Source organism: Prevotella sp. TCVGH (assembly GCF_023522295.1).
GTDB classification, from domain to species: Bacteria; Bacteroidota; Bacteroidia; order Bacteroidales; family Bacteroidaceae; genus Prevotella; species Prevotella timonensis.
On record NZ_QFFX01000003.1, the window covers coordinates 63,339 to 85,134 of the forward strand.

Consider the following 21,796-nt stretch of genomic DNA (forward strand, 5'->3'; position numbering starts at 1 on the left):
ACCGTCTTATCAATGAAACGATGTGTATTATCCCTGCTTCTTGAGTTGGCTGCGATACATACCATCTACAATGCTGTCTGCCAAACTGATGTTAGGAACATATATAGCATCGCATTTTAAGCCGCTGGCTACCATTAGAAAGATTTCTGCTGCTGGTATGATAACATCGACCCGGTCGTCTTTCAAACCATATTTTTCTTTCCTTTCTTCCTCGTTGAGTTGAGCAAGTTCTTGGTATATCTCCTTTAGTTCACTCACTTTTATGACCTTCTCGTCATTTTTATTGTGCGTCAACTTGAAGAGTTTATTGATGTTTCCACCCGAACCAATGATTTGCGCACCAGGAAACTCTTCAGCATACATGTCCAGCATACCGCGCATTTGATACTTGGTAGCATTAGTTACTTTTCCACTGAGCATACGCAAGGTACCGATATCGAACGAATGACTCTCCGCTAACACCCCATCATGCAGCAATGAAATTTCGGTGCTACCTCCTCCGACATCTACATAGGCATAGCTACCACTATTGCTATTGGTTTGCTCAATCACGTTATTGCACAGCAAACGCGCCTCTTCTTCTCCTCGAATAATTTCCAGTTTGATGCCTGTTTCCTGCATTATTGATTTCATTATCTTTTTGCCATTCTCTGCATCACGCATTGCTGCCGTTGCACAAGCACGATAATCATCCACCTGATTCAATAACATAAAATGCTTAAAACCTTTCATCATGTGCATCATCATGACTTCGCGCTCTTTTGAAATCTTGCCTAATGTAAAGACATCTTTACCCAAACGTAGCGGTACACGGATGAATAGGACGCGTTTAATGCGGTCGAACTCGGGCGCATTGTCATCAAATCGCTTGATTAGTAAGCGAGCACCATTCGACCCTATATCTATGGCAGCGTATGTTTTTGCTTTCATTATTTTTAAGTTTTTAATTATTCTACCTCATTATTTTCCAGCTATTAAGCCTGTTCTTGCTCATTTTGATAAGCTCGAAACAAAGCTTCTTGCGAACGGAAAGGCTGTTGCTGGTCAGGAATAGATTGAATTTCATTGGTTCCAAACCCATCTACGATTCGCCCATTAGCAGTATCTTGCATTCCGTATTCAATGGTACGTAATAAATCTTGCTGCAAATCATCGTCATAAACGGGAGACATAACCTCTATACGATTAATCAGATTTCGGGGCATCCAATCGGCTGAGCCTAAAAAATAACGTGGCTTACCACCATTGCAAAATATCAAAATGCGGGAATGTTCTAAGTATCTATCAATAATTCCTATAATCTTTATATTTTCACTAACTCCTTTTATTCCAGGTACCAATGAGCAATTACCACGAAGAAGAATATCAATTTGAACACCAGCTGAAGAAGCTTCATACAATTTTTCAACGATATCAGCATCTGTGATGTGATTGATTTTGATTTTAACCCAAGCCTCAAGTCCTGCCTGCGCATTCTTCATCTCGGTATCTAACATCCGAATAATACGCGTCTTCATCGAGTTGGGTGACACCATCAGCTCTCTGAACCGTACTTGTGAAAAAGGTTTGTCTATAAAGCTAAACACCTTTTCAACCTCATTGACTATACGTGGACGGGCGGTCATCATGAGATAATCGGTATAAGTCTTGGCATTACCCTCGTGGAAGTTACCTGTACCCACACAAGCGAAGTTCCCTGATTTGGTCGTGATATGCAACAATTTGGAGTGAATCTTTAGTCCTTCCACTCCAAAGATAACATTCACGCCCTCCTCTTGCATTCGTTTACTCCACTTGATATTACTCTCTTCATCAAAACGAGCCAACAATTCGACGACTGCTGTGACCTTTTTACCGTTTTGTGCTGCACAGATTAAGGCCTTGACCACTTTAGAATCTTTTGCCAAACGGTAGAGTGTCGTCTTTATTTCCTGAACCTCTGGGCGCAACGCTGCCTCTCTAAGCAGTCGAATATATCCATTAAAAGAATGGTAAGGAACATGGATAAATCGATCTTTCGCCTTGATAAGGTCAAAGATACTGTCATCTGACAAGAATTCTGGCTTCAGTATTCCTGGCCATTTGGGATAACTAAGTTGATTGTGACCAAATGAAGGAAAATCCATTAAGTCCTTATGATTTTGATATCTGCCCGCAGCTAATTGTGTGTCCAACTCTTTTATATTCAAGCGATGCATCATTTTTTTCTTTAAATCTGAAGGCATGTTCTTATCATAAACCAATCGAATAGCCTCTCCTCGTTTCCTGCTGCTCACTCCTATAGCGATGCGTTCCATGACTCCATAATCAGATTCGTTATCAACCTCCATCTCTGCATCCTTTGTGAACTTGAAGGAATAAGCTTCATACGTACAGCCTTTTATCCCAATAAAGACAAGTGGCAAACAATAACGAATGACATCGTCAAGGTACATAAAGTTGTCATAACCGTCGGAAGATGGTATTTTGATAAAACGCCCATAGATGCGATCGGGCACTTTAATGATGGCATACTTTGGCTTATGGTTCCCTTCCTTGGTTTGCTTTACCATTAAATAAATTCGATTGTCTTCTAACACGCTGATATCATCTATCTGTGAGAGCCATATAGGATTGGTTGAGCCATTCAACTTATCGTAATAAAACTCGGTCAGGAAAGTTTTTTGCTCCTCGTTGAGTTGTGTATCGTCAAGCAATCGGATATGATGTGTTTTCAAATCGTCAAATACCTGATTGATGACCTGGGTATATTCTCTGTTGTATTCTTCGTTCAGACGGTTAATCGTCTTGATGGTTTTCTTGATTTTCTTTTCGGTTTGAGTCTCAATTCTACCATTATCTAAAATCTTATTGAGAGAAGCTACACGCACTCGGAAGAACTCATCCAAGTTATTTGAATAGATACCAAGGAATGAAAGACGTTCTAACAGAGGCACATGTTCTTTTTGTGCTTCTTGTAAGATACGATGATTAAAGTACATCCAACTTACATCACGCTCAACATAGCTGTGATTCTTATTATTTTTCCGTGTTGTCATAAAGCAGTCTTGATTATTATTGGCGATGAAAATTACAAGAGAGAAGCTTATTCTTCCGAGGCTTCAACATGTTTGTCTCCCTTTTTCACATTCTCCATTACAATGTCCTCTAACTCTAAAGGTACATGGAGCTGTTTAATATAATGTTTGGAAGCCCCCTCTGGAACAATGATTTTCTTGAGCGACTCACAGTTAGAAATGGTCGTACGAGCAACATGCTCTACTACTCCAAAAAAGGTAATTTTCTTCAATTTGTCGCATTCCGCAAAGGCATGTCCTTCAATGGTGCTTACTGATGCGGGTATCACGATTTCTTCGAGACTATCACAGTCAGAAAAAGCATCACTCCCTATAGCTTTTACTGTGTCAGGAATGACAACTTTTTTAAGGTTTCGACGACGGGTGAAAGCAAAATCCGAGATTTGTTCAACGGTCTTCGGAATGATGACCATGGCTGCATCCGTTAAGCATGCAATGAGCGTTTTCTGATCAGCTGAGTACAACAATTTGTTCTCAATCACGAAATGAGGAGATTGACAATCTACTACATGACTATTGAGATCGATGAAAGGATTGTATCCAAGAGTTTTTACAGATGCAGGAATCACCAATTTTTTCAATGACATACATCTGGCAAAAGCCTCATTACCAATTCGAGTAACGGTCTCTGGTATCTTTATCTCCTCCACATAAGCACATCCCCAGAACGCATTATCATCAATTGTTTCAGTTCCTTCAGGGATTTCGTAGACACCTTCTAAGGTCTTTGATGCCATAATGACACGCTTTTGTTTCTTGGAATAGAACACGCCAGCCGCATCCTCCTTGGCTCCTGCCATTTTTTTCAAGGCAAGATTTAATACCAAATTCTCGAATTTATCCTCTCTATTTAAGGTTTTCTTGAGGACATCCTTGATGAGTTTTTTATTCTCTTTCATACAACGATACAATTAGTTTGTTGCAAATTTAAGATATAATATCGAAATATTGTTGTATTGCTTTTTACAATTATATTACATTTTTATGTGACTATCGTTATAAATAGGATTCTTTCAATTGATTGTTGTGCGCAACCGCTTATCTTTTGTCATAAAAATGTAACAAATTTATCACCTCAATAAAAAAGTTAACATGTAATTTTGTGGCAAAATAAGCATCACTCAACTCAAATAAATCATGAGAGCCCTGAAACTAACGATATGGATGATACCCCTCTGCTTGTCTGGCTTTTCGCAGAACACGAATGACGTAGATTACACGCCCCATATTCACGGTACTTTTAGAGGTAAGTATGAGTACCAACCCCAAGACCAAAAAGGCAGATTTCAAGTGCGTACAGCTCGGTTTAGTTTATCTGGTAACGTAGCAAACAATGTATCTTACAAAACCGAAATAGACCTCTCTGACAAGGGTCAAATTAGGATGTTGGATGCCTATACCAAGATAACACCCTTAGAACGTTTGCAAATAACGATTGGACAAATGCGGGTTCCGTTTACGATAGATGCACACCGGTCACCCCATCAACAGTATTTTGCCAACCGATCGTTCATTGCTAAACAGGTGGGCGATGTGCGCGATGTGGGCTTAACAGCGGGATATAATTTTAAGATGTTCTTCCCTATGCGACTTGAGGTCGGTATCTTCAATGGTTCGGGACTGACACATCAAGTAGATTTTTGGACGAATGAAATTAATTTCTCCACCAAATTACAAGCGTTTGTCGCAGGAAAATGGAACTTCACACTTAGTGCTCAAAAGATTAGTCCAGCACATTTAACTGTCATGATGTACGATGCAGGGATGTATTATCATGCTCATGGTTGGCATGCTGAACTGGAATATCTTCACAAGACGTATGCACACCAGGCTTTTCATGATGTTAATTCTGTCAATACCTTTATTAATTACGACGTTCCACTAAGGAGATGTTTCTTTACAAAAGTGTCTCCTCTTATTCGTTATGATTATATGTCCGATCATAGTGATGGGTTCCGCTATAAGAATGGTGTGAAAGATGAAAACGGAACACTCATCATCAACGACTATAAACGTTCGCGTCTCACTGGTGGTGTAACATTAAGCATCGACAAACCCTTTATCTCAGATATCCGTTTGAATTATGAAAAGTACTTTTATGAGCAAAATCAGTTCGCAAAAATGTCAGAAAAAGATAAGTTTGTCATTGAAGTGATGACTCGATTCTGATACTATGATGAACATCACACTATCCTACCAACAATGGGGAATATGAACAAATCGTATCATATTCCCCATCACTATTATAGAAAAGAGCAAAGGAATCACGCTGGAACCCAAACGGAAACATTCCCTGCTGGACATGTAAAATTACCCCAGCCATTTTCGTCAATTTGAATTTTGTGATCAAATCGACCCAATAAATCATAGAAATACTGTCCTGCGTAAGCCTTTCCAACTTCCATAGGTTTTTCGTATTGATCTTTATTACTCATCACAACGGCACAGCCTCGGTTAAACCCGTCACCTTCACGAGTCCACCCTAAGCAATTTGCATCTTCAAAATAATCGCGTTGTAATCCATAAGCATTCTCCTTGCGAGCTTTCATCAACCCTTCGATACCATCCACCTTATCCAAGAATATCTCATATTCTTGACCGTCATTTCCTGTGTCTTTGTAATGAGCACCAAACAAATCAGGGTAGAAAACACAAGGATAGCCATCTTGTCGCAACAAGATAAGGGCGTAAGCCAACGGCTTAAACCATGGCTCTACGGGTGCCTCTAAGGCTTGTAAAGGTTGAGTGTCATGATTAGCCACCACTGTAACAGCCTTATCTGGACGTGCAGAAACCAATGTCTCATCGAAGATTCGACGTAAATCATACGAATCTCCACTCTTTGAAGCAACATGGAAGTTTTGCTGCAGAGATGCGTCAAAAAGGCTCATACATTCTTCGGTAGCTTTTAGATACTCTAACATTAACGGCAATAAGCCTGGCGTCCAATACTCACCAACAGCAAAAATATTTTTTCCCGTGTTCGAACGGAGTAAAGTCAACCATTCTTTATAAAACTTGGGAGATTGATGTTTCACAGCATCCAAGCGCACACCATCAAAGAATACTTGATCATGATACCATTTTCCCCAATCATTAAGTTCCTTTCTTACATAGGGATTACGATGCTCTATGTCATTGTACATCAAGTAATCGTAGTTACCTTTCTCATTCCCTACTACAGATTCCCAGCCGTCTCCATGGTCATTGATGATTTGAAAGATACCTTTATCTTCTCCCACTGCATAATCAACACCAGAGAAACAGGTGAAATCCCATTTGAAATTAGAATATTTATCCCCTCGACCTGGGAAGGTAAACTTCGTATAACTTTCAATTTCATAGGGTGCCGAAATGTTCTTCTGACGATTGTTAGGATCAACTTTTACCACATGGAAATGCTCTGTCTCATCTCCTCCTGCCTTATGATTCAAGACGACATCAACCATTACCGCAATCTTTTTACTCTGCAAGGTTTTGCAGGCATCAATATATTCGTCTTTCGTACCATACTTGGTGGGAATACTTCCTTTTTGGTCAAACTCTCCTAAGTCAAACAAATCATAAGGGTCATACCCCACAGAGTTAGCACCTCCTGCAGCTTTGTAAGCTGGTGGAAACCACACCATGGTAATACCTAACTTCTGGAGCTGATCAGAAATTTTCTTCATGTGCTTATAAAACACTCCGTTCCCTTCTGTATACCAGTGGAAACCTTGCAAAATTGTTTGATTCATATTTTTATTTCTTTGTGTAAAACCAGTACTTCACAAGTTTCAAATCATGAATTTTACCGTTTACGATTGAATTATATCCTTGCTATTTTAATGCTACTATCGCCTTCTAATAAGCGAAGCTTTTCTTTCAAACTTTATTCGTGATAGGTACATATAAAAAGTGTATCTTTCGTCAGACTGTGGAGTTGTGGTAGCAACGCCATAAGTCATTAACGAAAGATACACTTCGTTTCTTCATATTGTTCAAATGCTATCTGCTTTTTATACAGCAATCGTCTTTCATTTCAACCACAACTAAAAGCAGAAAAATCGACAAGTGATAGAGCAAAACTATCTCCCTGTTTTTCCTGAAGATTTACTCTTTCGTATTTTCAGGTGCTTCATCAATCAAGTCCATGAACTGATCAAGCTTCGGTGTGATGATAATTTGAGTACGACGATTACGCTGTCTACCCAACTCTGTATTATTGGATGTCAATGGATTGTACTCCCCACGTCCTCCAGCGGTCATACGTTTAGGATCCACACCATAGTTCTTTTGCAAGTATTGCACCACACTTGATGCACGGAGCGTAGACAAGTCCCAGTTGTTACGAATATTCTTCATCAACGGACTGTTTGGATTCACAGGAACATTATCGGTATTTCCCTCCACCAAAACGTCATACTCTTTATAATCCATGATGATTTTAGCAATCTTACTCAGAGTTTCTGCAGCTCGGTCGTTAATCTCATAAGAAGCGGTTTTATAAAGCATGTTATCAGCCAAGCTGATATAAACCACGCCCTTCAACACCTGAACATCTACCTCTTTCAGCTCTTCACGACTCAAGGAGCGGGTCAAATTGTTGGTTAAAACCATGTTCAGTGAATCAGATTTAGATTTCACCTCTACCAAGTGTCGAATATATTGGTTCGACTCATTAATTTGATCCACCAATTTAGAGATGTTAATATTATTGGATTTTGTGTTTAACAAACTCTTATCCAATGAATTCTGCAAAGCAGCGTAGTCACGTTTTTGTTGCAATAATTGCTCTTCCAAAGAGGTAACACGCGCCTGTGATGCTGCCAACTGCTCTTTCGCTGTCTGATAATTAGAAGTCAACTCACGATTTTCAGACTGACAGTTTTCCAAATCTTTCTTACTTGCACAACTCGAAACCAATAAAGCAGCAGCAAGCAAAGGGAATATTAATCCATGTTTCTTCATCATAATCAATTCGTTTTTAGTTAAATATTTTTCTTTCATGCGTCAATGCCCTTTCCTATTATTTATTTAGTGAGTAAGCATCTCTACACGATACGATTTGTGTACAAATATATAAATAAGATATCAAAATATGTGAGATATCAAAACAAATTATAAAATTTTAACCGCTTCAATCGCAATTTATTGTGCATTAACACGATAGATGTAAGTTCACTTGCCGTTGGATAACGCTCTTGTTAGACTTCGCATAGAGAACCATAACACGTCTCTCACCACCCCAAACTATCAAATCAAATTCATTCTATCCTTTCTCTAACGCTTCTGATATAAAGTAAAACAGTCTATCCATATTAGATAGACTGTTAGATTGGTAATAATTCTAATATTTTACTCATCCAAACGTAGAGGATAAGATATCATTGAGTGAAAGTTCTAAGCCATTTACGAATATCTTAAGATTCGTCCAGGCTTAATTTTTTCAGACTTACTTATATGGCTCAATCGACATATCTGTTCTACTGTAACGCCACGTTTACGCGCAATCGAGTTCAAGGTCTCGCCAGCTTGTACCTTGTGGTACTGTACCTGTACGGTATTGAAAGCTTCCACATCCTCACGTCTGCTTGCTACACCGCCTCGAACTTGATCTGGTGTGTAACCCCCATTGCCAATTTTACCGCGTAAGCGATTCGCTTCTGCCGACTCTTTTTGATAAGAATTGTTTCTAAAGGTGTAATAGTCTCCTGTCACATCTTGTGCACGGAAGTCAAATAACAAGGCGGGATTCAATGCTACACCGCACAATCTTGTCTCAAAATGCAGGTGAGAGCCTGTACTTCTACCGGTATTTCCGCCCAGTCCAATGACATCTCCAGCACGCACTTCTTGATTCTCACTTACCAATTGCTTAGATAAGTGTCCATAAATCGTCTCTAATCCATTGCCATGACGAATGACAATATAATTTCCATAGCCTCCGGCTTCATAGCGTACTATACGCACCTTACCACTAAACGCAGCACGAATTGTGTCACCAATATATACCTTTATATCCAAGCCTTTATGCTGTCCTCTCCAACGAGGACCAAAATTACTGGTAATTACACGGCTCGGTGTGGGCATGCAGAAATGCCTAAGATCAATCCTAAAACTATCGGGAAGTGCTGTCTGTCGATGGGCATAACGATTGTCCCATTCGTTATATAACTGAGCTGCTGGAGATTCCAGATTTTCTTTTTCGATAATATTGTGAAGTAAGAGTGTATCCACTGCTTTCATCTTCCTATCTACGGGTGCTTGTCTTGCCAATAAGTCTTGCGCAATGGTTGGTTGTGCGAATGCTGCAAGCAAAGTAATAAAAGCAAATGTCTTAATCTTATTCAGTAGTCTCATATACAAATTTGGGTTTAGGTCTCCTATGGAGGTTATTAAAAACCTTTTACAGATCTTCAAGGCAAATCAATCAAATCCTCATGATTCTTAAAAATCTGTTGCAAAAATAGTCAATTTATTGCAATCTTGTTACAGTCTTAACAGATTTTATAGACGCTTTAACCAAAGTGTATCAATTACAAATGCCATAAAAATACGTATATACACCTTTGTCTATGCCTCTTTTTGGGATATTCTCCCCTATTACATGGGTTTTGTTGTTATAATTAAGCAATATTTATGCAGACGCTCTACTATTCTTTTCTTTCAGTGTTTTGTGAGTGTTTTTGTTAAAAAGTGTATCTTTATTGTTGCTTTTTTCCACAAATTCACAGCAAATAATGACGCTAAGAAATAGCAGCCCAGTTCACATTGCTTTTTCGTAGCTCGTTTAATCGATTCCACAGCATGCTGTATTGGCTCTTCTCACAGTCAGGATCATCATTGATAATCTTCTGTGCCTCATCACGAGCCAACTGTATCAGCTGTCCATCACGGGCGATGTCGGCAATTTTTAAGTCAAAAGCAATTCCGCTTTGCTGCGTCCCCTCCAAATCTCCAGGTCCCCTAAGTTTTAGGTCTGCTTCGGCTATCTGAAAGCCATCGTTGGTCTGACACATGATGTCAATGCGCTTTCTTGTTTCCTGTGTGAGCTTGTGATTCGTCACCAAAATGCAATAACTCTGATCTGCACCGCGCCCCACACGTCCACGCAACTGATGCAGTTGCGACAAACCAAACCGCTGTGCATCCAGAATAACCATTACAGAAGCATTGGGAACGTCAACTCCCACTTCAATCACAGTGGTGGCGACCAATATTTGGGTCTCTCCCTTACTAAACTTTTGCATCTCAAGGTCTTTCTCTTTCGGCTTCATCTTACCGTGTACCTTGCTCAATTTCATATCAGGAAAGATACTACACAGTGACTCATATCCCGCTTCGAGATTCTTCAGGTCGATTTTTTCGCTTTCTGTAATGAGAGGAAACACGATATATACCTGCCTACCCTGCCGAATTTGTTGCCTTATACCTTGGTACAGACTGGTGAGTTGGTTGTCATACTTATGAATGGTCTGTATTGGTTTCCGCCCTGGCGGCAATTCGTCGATGACACTCACATCCAAATCGCCATAAATCGTCATCGCCAATGTGCGAGGAATGGGCGTTGCTGTCATCACGAGTATATGGGGAGGCTGCTGACTTTTACCCCACAATTTGGCACGTTGCGCCACACCGAAGCGATGTTGCTCATCCACCACTGCCAACCCTAAACGTGAAAATTGTACATTGTCCTCAATGACAGCATGCGTACCCACCAATATTTGCACCTCACCCGTGAGCAAACCGTTTAATATTTCCTCTCGCTTTTTGCCTTTCACTATCCCCGTGAGCAGCTCTATGCGCACGGGCATCTGTCTTAAAAACTTACGAATGGTGGCAAAATGTTGCTCGGCTAAAATCTCCGTGGGAGCCATCATACACGCCTGAAAACCATTCCCAATAGCGATGAGCATAGACATGAGTGCCACCAATGTTTTGCCCGATCCCACGTCTCCTTGCACCAAGCGATTCATTTGCTGTCCCGTAGCCATGTCGTTGCGTATCTCGTGCATCACTCGCTTTTGTGCATTGGTGAGTTCGAAAGGTAAGTTGTTGTGATAGAAAAAATGGAATAACGAACCTACTTGTGTAAAAACATAGCCTCGATATTTGCGGCGTTGGTCGTGGGCATATCGCAAAATATTCAGCTGAACATAGAACAACTCCTCAAACTTTAACCTGACTTGGGCTCGTTGCACGTCCTCGAGACTTTTCGGATAATGGATCTTATGCAATGCCTCCGTGCGAGAAATCAAGTGTAAGGGTCCTATTATATAAGGTGGCAATGTTTCTGAAATGGTCTGCTCGGAGAGTTTCTCCACCAAAGTCTTGGTAAGTTTTTCAAGGGAGCGAGAGGTCAGCCCCATCTTTTTCATGCGTTCGGTGGTCATATAATAAGGTTGCATGCCCATTTCTGAAAGCTGTACATCTGTCACCTTATCTATATCGGGATGTGCAAACTGGTAACGACCGCCATAAATGCTTGGTCGTCCGAAGACGATATATTCTTCGTTGACCTTATACGTCTTATAGACATATTGCGCACCACGAAACCAAACCAAGTCTACCACACCAGTCCCGTCGCTGAAATGTGCCACCACTCGTTTACGATGAGCGCCCATATCAAACTCTTCAAAGCTCAGTATCTTGCCTTTCAATTGCACAAATGGCAAGTCGCCGCGCAATTCACCAATACGATAAATCCTACTTCGGTCTACATACTTGTAAGGATAATACTCCAACAGGTCACCCCACGTAGACATTTGGAGTTCTTTCTCCAAAATTTCCTTACGCTTTGGTCCTACGCCTGTAAGGTATTTGATGTCCTGACTGAGTATGCTGGTCATGTTTGCGGTATCAATAGTTCTGCCAATTTGATATCAAACGGTGTGGTAATCTTGATGTTTTCTCGGTTGCCTTCTACCATTTCAACCGTTTGTCCCATGGCTTCCACCACCGAAGCATCATCGGTAAACGCCTCCTGCTCGGGTTGTGCAAACGCTTTTTTTAGCAATGCAATGTCGAACACTTGTGGCGTTTGCACGATGCGGTAATCACTGCGAAGCACGTTCTTGCTATTGCCGTCTGCGCTGATATGGCGTAACGTATCGGTCACAGGAAGTACAGGGATGGCTGCGCCACATCTTTGAGCAGTAAGATAGCATCGGTTAATCACTTCTGTTGACACAAAAGGACGAACTCCATCGTGGATACCCACCGTGCCACAGACCTCTACTGGAATGACTGACAAACCATTTTTCGCCGACTCAAAGCGCGATGCGCCACCATTCACTACGGTATGCCCCACATGAAAGTTATATTCATAGCATAATTGTCTCCAATACGCTTGTTGCGAATGAGGTAGCACCACAATAATTCCTATTTCGGAGTCATACTGATGAAACCGCTCAATGGTATGCATGAGGATAGGTTTCCCTCCCACAATTCTAAACTGCTTGGGGATGTCACCTCCCATCCTAAGTCCTTTGCCACCTGCTACAATGATGATAAATCGCATGTTATGAGTGGACGAGGTGACGAGGTGACAGGTGGACGAGGTGTCGCATGGATGTGTATTCGAGTACATGAGTGGACGAGTGAATGATAAGAAAAGGCAAGTTACTTTGTTTCCATCAAGTGAGTAAACCGCATTTGCTTTTGTAAGTCTTTGGTTTCTGCCTCACCTACAAATCCTTTCAAAATTTCGAAAGCGTATGGGAAAGTAGCTGCAGGACCTTCTCCTGTGATGATGTTGCCATCGATGGTGAACAATTCTGCCGTATAATCGGCACCTTCCATATACTTTTCAAAGCCTGGGTAACAGGTTGCCTTACGTCCCTTCAATAGTCCTAAACTTCCTAAGACCATAGGACCAGCGCAGATAGCACCAATCCGCTTGCCTTTGGCGTGATGTGCAAGCAAGGCTTCCCGTACACCTGCATGCTCATTTAGGTTGGTTGCGCCAGGCATTCCACCCGGAAGTAAGAGCATGTCTACATCATCAAAGTGACGAATGTCTTCAAATTTCAAATCGGCTTGAATGGTAACACCATGCGAAGACGTTACCCATGTGTCGCCTGTAACGCTCACTGTCTTGATTTCTACACCTGCTCTACGCAAAATATCTACTGGGAGTAAGGCTTCTACTTCTTCGAAGCCTGTTGCCAAAAATTCATATACCTTTGCCATAGTTTTTTTGTTTTGTGGGTCTAACGACCCGTTGGTTGATCGAAATATAAATAGGTTCTTTCTGCAAATATACTATTTTTTTACGATAAAATACATCTCTCGGTTATCAATTCAGAATGATTGACGCTGATTAACGTTGTTTACCAGATTCATTCCTCAATGCGAAAAAAGTTGACAAAACTCATGTTTGGGAGAGCTTATTTTGCGTTATTTCCCATGAAAGTCCTGAATTTGCCGAAAATCTAAGCAAAATATAAACTGCTTATTATCAACGATTTACATTTTTATAGAAAACTGCAACAAAACTAACCCAATGAGTTAAGCGGCTTATCTCCATGCTTTAAGCCTGTTAAAGACACGTTACAAGGCATCTATGAGCATGGAATAGAACGCATAACTCATTGAGATAAGTTCGACAAAGGCAAAAAACAGGGCAGAAATTTGTTAGCAACATGATTTTTAGAGCTAAGAGATAGAAAACTCATCCTTTTTTAAGAGCCTTAAAATTGTCAAATATAATGCTGTTTTTCTCTGTTTCCTCGCTCAAAAACAAGACCAGTTCTTTTTATTGCTTTCATGATTTTTTCTTTATTTTCATACGCTTTTCATGGGTGGTTTTATTCAATTATCAATAATAATATGTACATTTGCAAGTAATTGCCCGATACCTTCCCGCCACTGTTTATTATGGCTTTGGGAACGTCACAAAGAAGACAACTTAACGATAGATGATCCATATATGCCTGAACCAAAACTAAGATTTGCCCTTTTTGGCAACGAATACCAGCCTGAGAAAACAGCTTTCTTCCTGCGAATTATCGAGGAGTTGCAGGCACACGATGCTCACGTGAGCATCGATAGCACGTTTTACGACTTCTTATGTCAAGATGTTCATTTCAAATCGGAGACCGTACAGCGGTTTGAAGGACAAGACTTCGATGCCGATTTTGTGATTTCTGTGGGTGGAGACGGTACTTTTCTCAAGGCTGCCCGACGTGTGGGCATCAAACAAATTCCGCTAATAGGGGTAAATACTGGCAGACTCGGTTTTCTTGCCAACATCCTTCCGAGTGAGTTAAAGGAAGCTATTGCTGACATTTACGCCCACCATTACGAGTTAGAGAGGCATTCGGTCATTCAATTAGAGACCAACGGAGATGCCTTAGACATCAACCCTTACGCCCTCAACGACATTGCAATCCTGAAGCGTGACAATGCGGCGATGATTACCATCCGTGCTTGCGTGAACGATGACTACTTGGTAACCTACCAAGCCGATGGTCTTGTAATTGCGACACCTACGGGTAGTACGGCATACAACTTGTCAAATGGCGGCCCAATCATGGTGCCATCGACCAGCAATTTGTGTCTCACACCTGTGGCTCCGCATAGTCTGAACATCCGTCCTATCGTGATTAACGACAACAATGTCATTACCCTCACGGTAGAATCACGTTCGCACAACTTCCTCGCTGCCATTGACGGTCGCTCTACAAAGTTAGGTGAGCATACGCAACTGACTATTCGCAAAGCTCCTTTTGCAACCCTATTTGTCAAACGGTTTGGTCAACGTTACTTCTCAACCCTGCGTGAAAAGATGATGTGGGGGGCAGACACAAGGGGATAACACATAGACATAGCAGCTTATGAACATCCGACAATGGTTTAAGATTCCTACCCCCAAATATTCCGCCAAGATCATTTTCAAATGGCTTTGGCGTGCTTGGCGTGGCAATCAGTTGCAGGCTATCCTCAATGCCGCCATTGGTTTGCTCTCTGTTGTGGTGAGTTTAGCACAAGTGTGGGCAGTACAGCATGCCATTGATGTGGCGTCTGGACACGCGGAAGGGTCAATCTACTGGTCTGTAGGGGTGATGGCATTGCTCGTTCTTTGCGGCTTCGCCCTGCGTATCTGTTCCATTTGGGTGCGCAACATCTTGGGCATCAAGGCGCAAAACCGTATGCAGCAACGCATGCTCGACCGTATTTTGCGGTCGGAATGGACGGGAAAAGAGTCGCATCACTCAGGCGATGTACTCAACAGATTGGAACAGGATGTTGGCACGGTGGTAAGTTTTCTAACCGAAACTATTCCTAATACCATTTCGGTAGTGGCAATGTTTGTGGGCGCTTTCCTGTATCTTTTTTCTATGGACAAAGTACTTGCCTTTGTTATCGTAGGCATTATTCCAGTGTTTGTGCTGTTAAGTAAGCTGTATATTGGACAGATGCGACGGCTCACCCGACAGGTACGCGACTCGGATAGCAAGGTGCAAAGTGTGCTGCAAGAGACCATTCAGCACCGTATGCTCATCAAGACTTTGGAGAGCGACAGCATCATGGTGGATCGATTGGAAAGCACACAGAGCGAACTTCGGCATCGGGTGGTAAAGCGAACGGCATTTAGTGTGGTATCAAACTTTATCCTGAACGCAGGATTCTCTGTGGGTTATCTCATCGCTTTCTTATGGGCAGCCTTGCGAATGTCTGACCAAACGCTGACTTTCGGAGGCATGACGGCGTTCTTGCAATTAGTAAATCGTATCCAAGGACCAGCGCGCGACCTCACTCGCTTAGCACCTGTGTTTGTCGGAGTCTTTACGGCAGCCGAGCGATTGATGGAACTTGAGGAGAATCCTTTGGAGGAACAAGGCGACCCTATCCCTCTGACAGCACCGTGTGGAGTGCGCTTGGAACACATTACCTACGCATACGACGATGGCGACAGTAATGTGATTGAACAGTTAGATTTTGATTTTTACCCTGGTTCGTGCACGGCTGTCTTGGGCGAAACGGGCGCAGGAAAGACCACGCTGATACGACTCATCTTGGCGCTGTTACACCCCAATGAGGGGAAAGTCATCCTATACAATCAACAGGAGCAAAAAGAATTGTCGCCCTTGATGCGCTGCAACTTTGTGTATGTACCACAGGGAAACACGCTGATGAGTGGTACGATTCGCGACAACTTGCGATTGGGTAAGCTCAACGCAACGGAAGAGGAAATAAAAACAGCGTTGAAAATGAGTTGCGCCTCATTTGTTATGGAGCTTCCTGACGGCTTAGACACCGTTTGTACGGAAGCAGGAGGCGGATTGAGCGAAGGACAAGCACAGCGTATCAGCATTGCCCGAGCCTTGTTGCGCAACCGTCCAATCATGCTATTCGATGAGGCTACCAGTGCTTTAGACCCCGAAACGGAGCGACAACTCTTACATAATATTCTCTCTAATCACGACAAAACCGTGATATTCATTACTCACAGACCTGCCGTAGTAGACTACTGCGACCAAACGTTACATCTACAAAAACAATAATTAATCATGAAAAGAATTGTATTTCTCACTTTTTGCCTGTTTTGCACAGTTGCAACATTGTTGGCACAAGATGATGATGCCAAGTATGCCACTCAGCTTTTAGAGGTTGGAACGACAGCACCAGCCCTTTCACTGCCCACCATCAACGGCGAGACCTTATCACTAAACGACGTCCGAGGGAAGTATGTGGTGTTAGAGTTTTGGGCTTCTTGGTGTCCCGATTGCCGCAAAATCACACCGAAAGTGGAAGAGTTGGGAGCAAAATATGCCGACCATGGCGTGGCTTTCATACATGTTTCGTTTGATACCAACAAAGAGGCATGGACCCAATACGTACAGCAAAACTGCAAAAACAAGCAAGCATACCATGTTTGCAACTTCGAGAAGATGAAAGAATCGAAAGTGGCAAAGGATTTTCACATCAAGTGGATTCCCTCCTTCTATCTTATCAATCCAGAAGGAAAGATTGTCATGAGAACGGTGATGGTGGAAAAAATCGAGAAAAAATTAGCCGAGCTGGTGCAACTTTCGAAACCATGCTGTCGTCTAAAAGCCAAATGATACATCTCAAAGACATCAACAAGACCTATTTTGGCGCACAGCCCTTGCACGTTCTCAAGGGCATCACGCTTGACATAGAGGAAGGCGAATTTGTCTCTATCATGGGCGCATCGGGCTCGGGGAAGTCTACCTTATTAAATATATTAGGCATCCTCGACAATTATGACAGTGGCGAATATGTGCTGTCGGGTACGCTCATCAAGAACCTAAGCGAAAGGCGTGCTGCCGAATACCGCAACAAGATGATTGGCTTTATCTTTCAATCGTTCAACCTCATCGGCTTCAAGACAGCGGTAGAAAACGTGGAATTGCCCTTGTTCTACCAAGGAGTAAGTCGAAAAACACGCCGTCAGCAAGCCCTTGAATATCTTGACAGATTGGGATTGGCGCAGTGGGCAGACCACTATCCTAACGAGATGTCGGGCGGACAGAAGCAACGTGTCGCCATTGCTCGTGCGCTGATTACCAAACCACAGATTATCTTAGCCGACGAACCGACGGGAGCTTTGGACTCAAAAACCAGCGTGGAGGTGATGCAACTGCTCAAGTCGCTCAACCAAGATGAGCACATGACCATTGTTGTGGTAACGCACGAGAGCGGTGTCGCCAACGAGACAAACAAGATTATCCATATCAAGGACGGACTGATAGGACGCATTGAGGAGAATCTCGACCATAACTCAAGCCCATTCGGGACAGGAGGTATCATGAAATAATGCTTAAAATAAGTTGGACATGAGAGACATCTTAACAGAAATATGGGCGACCGCACGACGCAATAAACTGCGCACTACCCTCACTGGGTTTGCGGTAGCGTGGGGCATCTTCATGCTCATATTCCTGTTGGGAGCAGGCAACGGACTGATCAACGCCACGCAACAGAACTCAAATAGGTATCTCAATACCTCCATGGTGATATTTGGCGGACAAACGTCAAAGGCACACAAAGGCCTAAAAGAGGGGCGCAAGATAGAGTTGAACGACCGTGACATGGAAATCACCCAAGAGCGATTCAGCGACAATGTGGAAGAGGTGGGTGCCGAACTCGACCATGGCAACACCACTATGAGCCATGGAAAAGAGTACACTGCCGCTAACATCAGTGGCGTATATCCCAACGATTACATCATCAACAAGCGTGACATGATCTACGGGAGATTTATTAATAAGATAGATATCAGAGACCGCAGGAAGTCAATTGTCATCAGTGATGACATGGCGAAAGAGCTTTCACCCACGGGAAATGTAGAAGATATGCTGGGACAAATCGTGAGAATGGAAGACTTGGCGTTTCACATTGTGGGTATTTATCAAGTAGACAAGAGCATGATGGGTACCGATGCGTTCATCCCTTTCACCACCTATCGTACTATATATAATGTGGGCGACAAGACGGGCAACATCGTTTTCTCGTTCAAAGGCTTGGAGACAGAACAGCAAAACGAAGCTTTCGAACAGCGTTACCGTGCTAATCTCAACGGCAACCACGGTGCTGCGCCCGACGATGAAGAGGCGGTTTGGATATGGAACCGATTTACTCAAGCCATGCAGATGAACACAGGAATGGGCATGTTGCGCACGGCATTATGGATAGTGGGCATCTTTACCCTGCTCAGTGGCATCGTCGGGGTTTCCAACATCATGCTCATCACGGTGAAAGAACGCACCCACGAGTTCGGTATCCGCAAGGCTATCGGCGCCACACCATGGTCTATCCTGCGACTCATCATCATTGAGAGCATCATCATCACCACCTTTTTCGGATACATCGGCATGGTGTTAGGCATTGCAGCCAATGAATACATGAATGCCACCATTGGCAACATGAAGGTTGATTCGGGTTTGTTTACCACCACCATGTTTGTCAATCCCACCGTTGGACTTGACGTTTGTATCAACGCCACGCTGCTGATGGTGGTGGCAGGCACCATCGCCGGACTCATTCCCGCACGCAAAGCGGCACACGTAAGACCCATTGAAGCACTAAGAGCAGAATAAGCCATGAAGTTTGATATTGACACATACAAAGAGATTATCGAGACACTCTCGCGCAACAAGAGTCGCTCTTTCCTCACCGGCTTTGGTGTTTTCTGGGGCATCTTCATGCTCATGGGACTCATCGGAGGTGGACAAGGGTTCAGAGAGTTACTCAATCGAGTGTTCGAAGGCTTTGCTACCAACTCCTCAGTCATCTTCGCTCAACCCACTACCAAGCCATACGACGGCTATCGGAAGGGACGCCAATGGACGTTGGAATATAAAGACGTGGAACGTATCAAGGCGAACGTACGTGACTTAGACATCGTTACACCAGGGCTGTCACAATGGGGTGGAAACGCTGTGTTTGGTGACAAGAAAAGCAACTGCAACATCAAAGGTCTGATGGCGGATTACGCTAAGGTGGAAACGCCACACATGTACTACGGCAGATACCTCAACGAAATGGACATGCAGCAACGCAGGAAGGTGTGCATATTAGGCAAGAAAGTGTACAAAAATCTATTCCCAGGCGGTGGAGACCCTTGCGGTCAGCTCATTAGAATAGACTCTATCTACTACAGTGTCGTAGGAGTAGACTATAGCGCAGGTAACATGCAAATCAATGGGTCGGCAGAAGAGAGCGTCGTCATACCGCTCCCACTGATGCAACAAGCCTACAATTTGGGACAAACCGTTCACGTTATTTGTGTTACTGGGCGTCCTGGGGTCAAAATGAGCAAGGTGGCACAACCCATGAGGGATGTCATCGCCCGTGCGCACCACATAGATCCGACCGATGAAAAGGGCATCACGGTGTTCAATACAGAAGTGATGTATGGCATGGTTGACAGTCTCTTTGCCGGCGTCAACTTCTTGGTATGGCTCGTAGGCATCGGCACTTTGCTGGCTGGAGCAATCGGTGTGTCCAACATCATGATGGTAACAGTGCGCGAACGAACTACAGAAATTGGCATCAGGCGTGCCATTGGCGCCACGCCACGCACCATATTAGGACAGATTATCGCAGAGAGCATCATCCTGATAGCGGTAGCTGGCATGAGTGGAATACTCTTTGCCGTCATCATTCTACAGTTAGCAGAGATGGGTAGCACCACCGATGGCTTTACTGCTGCACACTTCCAAGTAAACTTCTGGACTGCCGTGGGCGCTGTCATCATGCTGTCTATCCTTGGCGTTTTGGCAGGATTGGCACCTGCGCTGAGAGCCATGTCTATCAAACCTGTGGATGCCATGCGAGACGAATAATCCAAATAAGAAAACTGATTATAGAACCTATTCATGATACACACTGCCGACCGCAGAACGAGTTGCGCATTGTGAACCATACATTACACCATTATGAAAAAGAATATCAAATTTATCGTTGCAGGCGTTATCGCCCTCATCTTTATCGGAACATTTGTTTTCCTATGGTTCAAGTCACGCCCTCAACCCGAGGTTTACGACGAGTTTACCCCCAAGATGTCGAACCTGAAGAAGGTGACTGTCATCACTGGCAAGATAGAACCTCGCAACGAGGTGAACGTGAAGCCGCAGATTTCGGGTATCATCACCGAGATTATGAAAGAAGCGGGCGAGATGGTGCAGGCTGGAGAGATTATCGCAAAGGTGAAAGTGGTGCCAGATATGAACCAATTGTCGAACGCACAGTCACGCGTTCGCTTGGCGCAAATCAACGTGAAGCAAGCGAAAGTGAACTACGACCGTGAGAAGAAGCTCTACGACAAAGGATTAGTAGCAGGCGATGAGTACGACAAGATACGGCAAGCCTACCAGCAATCTCAAGAGGAAGTGAAGGCTGCACAAGACAACTTAGAGGTGGTTCGCGACGGTGTGTCGAAGAATAATGCCAACACCAGCAGCACACTTATTCGCTCCACCATTAGCGGTTTAATTCTTGATGTACCCGTAAAAGTGGGCAACACGGTCATCTTGAGCAACACCTTCAACGACGGAACCACCATTGCCACGGTAGCCAACATGGGCGACCTTATCTTCCGAGGCAACATCGACGAGACGGAAGTGGGACAACTGTCTGTAGGCATGCCGATGAAGATAACCATCGGAGCCTTGCAGGACAACACCTTACAGGCGTCTCTCGAATATGTTTCGCCCAAAGCTGTTGAGCAAAACGGTGCCAATCAATTTGAGATAAAAGCCGCCATTCGTAACATCCAGGGCAAGAAGATACGCAGTGGGTACAGTGCCAATGCCGAGATTGTGCTGGCAAGTGCGCAAAACGTGTTGACTGTTCCCGAGAGTGCCATAGAGTTTAGTGGAAAACAAACCTATGTATATGTCGTCAAGGGAGATAAGGACAATAAGACTTACGAGCGTCGAAAAGTAGAAACAGGCATGAGCGACGGTCTGAACATCGAGATAAAAAGCGGCTTGAACAAGAACGAAAAGGTGCGCGGACCTAAGAAAGTAAAGGAAGACTAATCCGCTATGTATTGCTAACGGCTGGTTCTATAAATTACCACCGTATATAATAATTAAATTTTAAGAAATACGTTTTGTCATCTTTTGCGCTTCTTTTTGGTTCAAAATGCAAGTTCGTTCAGTCGTGTAGCTCGCTACACTCCTTCACTCTCTTACATTTTTGACCTCAAAAATAAGCACAAAATCTAACAAAGCTAATTTATAGAACCAGCCTAACGTCCACAT

Annotated in this window: 17 protein-coding genes; 8 read left to right on the top strand and 9 right to left on the bottom strand. The window is 43.2% G+C overall.

Translation table 11 applies throughout. The annotated features are described in order from the left end of the window. Positions 1-27: 27 nt before the first annotated feature. Genes DEM91_RS01190 through DEM91_RS01200 form a run of 3 tightly spaced genes read right to left on the bottom strand, consistent with a single transcriptional unit; the run spans position 28 to position 3,976 of the window. Positions 28-930: a Ppx/GppA family phosphatase gene (locus DEM91_RS01190; protein WP_249857578.1), complete on the bottom strand. Its 903-nt coding sequence runs from the start codon at positions 928-930 to the stop codon at positions 28-30. Positions 931-974: 44 nt separating this feature from the next. Next, positions 975-3,038 carry an RNA degradosome polyphosphate kinase gene (locus tag DEM91_RS01195; protein ID WP_249857580.1) on the bottom strand — a complete coding sequence of 688 codons (2,064 nt, stop codon included), beginning with the start codon at positions 3,036-3,038 and terminating at the stop codon, positions 975-977. 47 nt (positions 3,039-3,085) lie between these two features. Continuing rightward, entirely contained in the window at positions 3,086-3,976 is an 891-nt protein-coding gene (locus DEM91_RS01200) for a leucine-rich repeat domain-containing protein (RefSeq protein WP_249857581.1), read from the bottom strand. A 238-nt stretch (positions 3,977-4,214) separates the two neighbouring features. On the opposite strand from DEM91_RS01200, the gene DEM91_RS01205 reads away from it, so the two are divergent. Continuing rightward, positions 4,215-5,246 (top strand): porin, encoded by a 1,032-nt coding sequence (locus tag DEM91_RS01205; protein ID WP_249857582.1) that lies wholly within the window; start codon positions 4,215-4,217, stop codon positions 5,244-5,246. Between the two features lie 95 nt (positions 5,247-5,341). Here the strand turns inward: DEM91_RS01205 and DEM91_RS01210 are convergent, their stop codons facing one another. The 6 genes from DEM91_RS01210 to DEM91_RS01235 form a co-directional block, all read right to left on the bottom strand. Continuing rightward, a complete protein-coding gene (locus tag DEM91_RS01210) occupies positions 5,342-6,814 on the bottom strand; it encodes an alpha-amylase (RefSeq protein ID WP_025072062.1) in 1,473 nt (490 codons plus the stop codon). Between the two features lie 355 nt (positions 6,815-7,169). Beyond that, a complete protein-coding gene (locus DEM91_RS01215) occupies positions 7,170-8,027 on the bottom strand; it encodes an OmpA family protein (RefSeq protein ID WP_025072061.1) in 858 nt (285 codons plus the stop codon). A gap of 441 nt (positions 8,028-8,468) precedes the next feature. Beyond that, entirely contained in the window at positions 8,469-9,419 is a 951-nt protein-coding gene (locus DEM91_RS01220) for a peptidoglycan DD-metalloendopeptidase family protein (protein WP_249857583.1), read from the bottom strand. Positions 9,420-9,805: 386 nt separating this feature from the next. Beyond that, positions 9,806-11,908: an ATP-dependent DNA helicase RecG gene (gene recG, locus DEM91_RS01225; protein WP_249857584.1), complete on the bottom strand. Its 2,103-nt coding sequence runs from the start codon at positions 11,906-11,908 to the stop codon at positions 9,806-9,808. Then, a complete protein-coding gene (locus DEM91_RS01230; protein ID WP_249857613.1) occupies positions 11,905-12,579 on the bottom strand; it encodes a 2-C-methyl-D-erythritol 4-phosphate cytidylyltransferase in 675 nt (224 codons plus the stop codon). The genes recG and DEM91_RS01230 overlap by 4 nt, the downstream gene beginning before the upstream one ends. Positions 12,580-12,680: 101 nt before the next feature. Next, entirely contained in the window at positions 12,681-13,250 is a 570-nt protein-coding gene (locus DEM91_RS01235) for a DJ-1 family glyoxalase III (protein ID WP_249857586.1), read from the bottom strand. Positions 13,251-13,989: 739 nt separating this feature from the next. Here DEM91_RS01235 and DEM91_RS01240 point away from each other — a divergent pair. From DEM91_RS01240 to DEM91_RS01270, 7 genes are all read left to right on the top strand, one after another. Next, positions 13,990-14,877, top strand: a complete 888-nt coding sequence (locus DEM91_RS01240; protein ID WP_249857588.1) for an NAD kinase — start codon at positions 13,990-13,992, stop codon at positions 14,875-14,877. A 19-nt stretch (positions 14,878-14,896) separates the two neighbouring features. After that, entirely contained in the window at positions 14,897-16,567 is a 1,671-nt protein-coding gene (locus DEM91_RS01245; RefSeq protein WP_249857590.1) for an ABC transporter ATP-binding protein, read from the top strand. A gap of 6 nt (positions 16,568-16,573) precedes the next feature. Continuing rightward, the gene (locus tag DEM91_RS01250) at positions 16,574-17,128 is read left to right on the top strand and encodes a TlpA family protein disulfide reductase (RefSeq protein ID WP_249857591.1); all 555 of its coding nucleotides are present in this window, start codon (positions 16,574-16,576) and stop codon (positions 17,126-17,128) included. Continuing rightward, the gene (locus DEM91_RS01255; RefSeq protein WP_008123530.1) at positions 17,125-17,844 is read left to right on the top strand and encodes an ABC transporter ATP-binding protein; all 720 of its coding nucleotides are present in this window, start codon (positions 17,125-17,127) and stop codon (positions 17,842-17,844) included. The genes DEM91_RS01250 and DEM91_RS01255 overlap by 4 nt, the downstream gene beginning before the upstream one ends. 19 nt (positions 17,845-17,863) lie before the next feature. Further along, a complete protein-coding gene (locus DEM91_RS01260; RefSeq protein ID WP_249857592.1) occupies positions 17,864-19,126 on the top strand; it encodes an ABC transporter permease in 1,263 nt (420 codons plus the stop codon). Positions 19,127-19,129: 3 nt separating this feature from the next. Next, positions 19,130-20,374, top strand: a complete 1,245-nt coding sequence (locus DEM91_RS01265) for an ABC transporter permease (protein WP_249857593.1) — start codon at positions 19,130-19,132, stop codon at positions 20,372-20,374. Between the two features lie 93 nt (positions 20,375-20,467). Beyond that, a complete protein-coding gene (locus DEM91_RS01270; RefSeq protein WP_004347880.1) occupies positions 20,468-21,571 on the top strand; it encodes an efflux RND transporter periplasmic adaptor subunit in 1,104 nt (367 codons plus the stop codon). The last annotated feature ends 225 nt before the right edge of the window (positions 21,572-21,796 follow it).

What these genes read in the sequence shown, in the direction of transcription:
- DEM91_RS01260 (WP_249857592.1), top strand. Translation starts at nt 17,864, where the DNA reads ATGAGAGACATCTTAACAGAAATATGGGCGACCGCACGACGCAATAAA.
- DEM91_RS01240 (WP_249857588.1), top strand. Translation starts at nt 13,990, where the DNA reads ATGCCTGAACCAAAACTAAGATTTGCCCTTTTTGGCAACGAATACCAG.
- DEM91_RS01205 (WP_249857582.1), top strand. Translation starts at nt 4,215, where the DNA reads ATGAGAGCCCTGAAACTAACGATATGGATGATACCCCTCTGCTTGTCT.
- DEM91_RS01215 (WP_025072061.1), bottom strand. Translation starts at nt 8,027, where the DNA reads ATGAAGAAACATGGATTAATATTCCCTTTGCTTGCTGCTGCTTTATTG.
- DEM91_RS01245 (WP_249857590.1), top strand. Translation starts at nt 14,897, where the DNA reads ATGAACATCCGACAATGGTTTAAGATTCCTACCCCCAAATATTCCGCC.
- DEM91_RS01230 (WP_249857613.1), bottom strand. Translation starts at nt 12,579, where the DNA reads ATGCGATTTATCATCATTGTAGCAGGTGGCAAAGGACTTAGGATGGGA.
- DEM91_RS01210 (WP_025072062.1), bottom strand. Translation starts at nt 6,814, where the DNA reads ATGAATCAAACAATTTTGCAAGGTTTCCACTGGTATACAGAAGGGAAC.
- DEM91_RS01195 (WP_249857580.1), bottom strand. Translation starts at nt 3,038, where the DNA reads ATGACAACACGGAAAAATAATAAGAATCACAGCTATGTTGAGCGTGAT.
- DEM91_RS01250 (WP_249857591.1), top strand. Translation starts at nt 16,574, where the DNA reads ATGAAAAGAATTGTATTTCTCACTTTTTGCCTGTTTTGCACAGTTGCA.
- DEM91_RS01255 (WP_008123530.1), top strand. Translation starts at nt 17,125, where the DNA reads ATGATACATCTCAAAGACATCAACAAGACCTATTTTGGCGCACAGCCC.
- DEM91_RS01190 (WP_249857578.1), bottom strand. Translation starts at nt 930, where the DNA reads ATGAAAGCAAAAACATACGCTGCCATAGATATAGGGTCGAATGGTGCT.
- DEM91_RS01220 (WP_249857583.1), bottom strand. Translation starts at nt 9,419, where the DNA reads ATGAGACTACTGAATAAGATTAAGACATTTGCTTTTATTACTTTGCTT.
- DEM91_RS01235 (WP_249857586.1), bottom strand. Translation starts at nt 13,250, where the DNA reads ATGGCAAAGGTATATGAATTTTTGGCAACAGGCTTCGAAGAAGTAGAA.
- DEM91_RS01200 (WP_249857581.1), bottom strand. Translation starts at nt 3,976, where the DNA reads ATGAAAGAGAATAAAAAACTCATCAAGGATGTCCTCAAGAAAACCTTA.
- recG (WP_249857584.1), bottom strand. Translation starts at nt 11,908, where the DNA reads ATGACCAGCATACTCAGTCAGGACATCAAATACCTTACAGGCGTAGGA.
- DEM91_RS01265 (WP_249857593.1), top strand. Translation starts at nt 19,130, where the DNA reads ATGAAGTTTGATATTGACACATACAAAGAGATTATCGAGACACTCTCG.
- DEM91_RS01270 (WP_004347880.1), top strand. Translation starts at nt 20,468, where the DNA reads ATGAAAAAGAATATCAAATTTATCGTTGCAGGCGTTATCGCCCTCATC.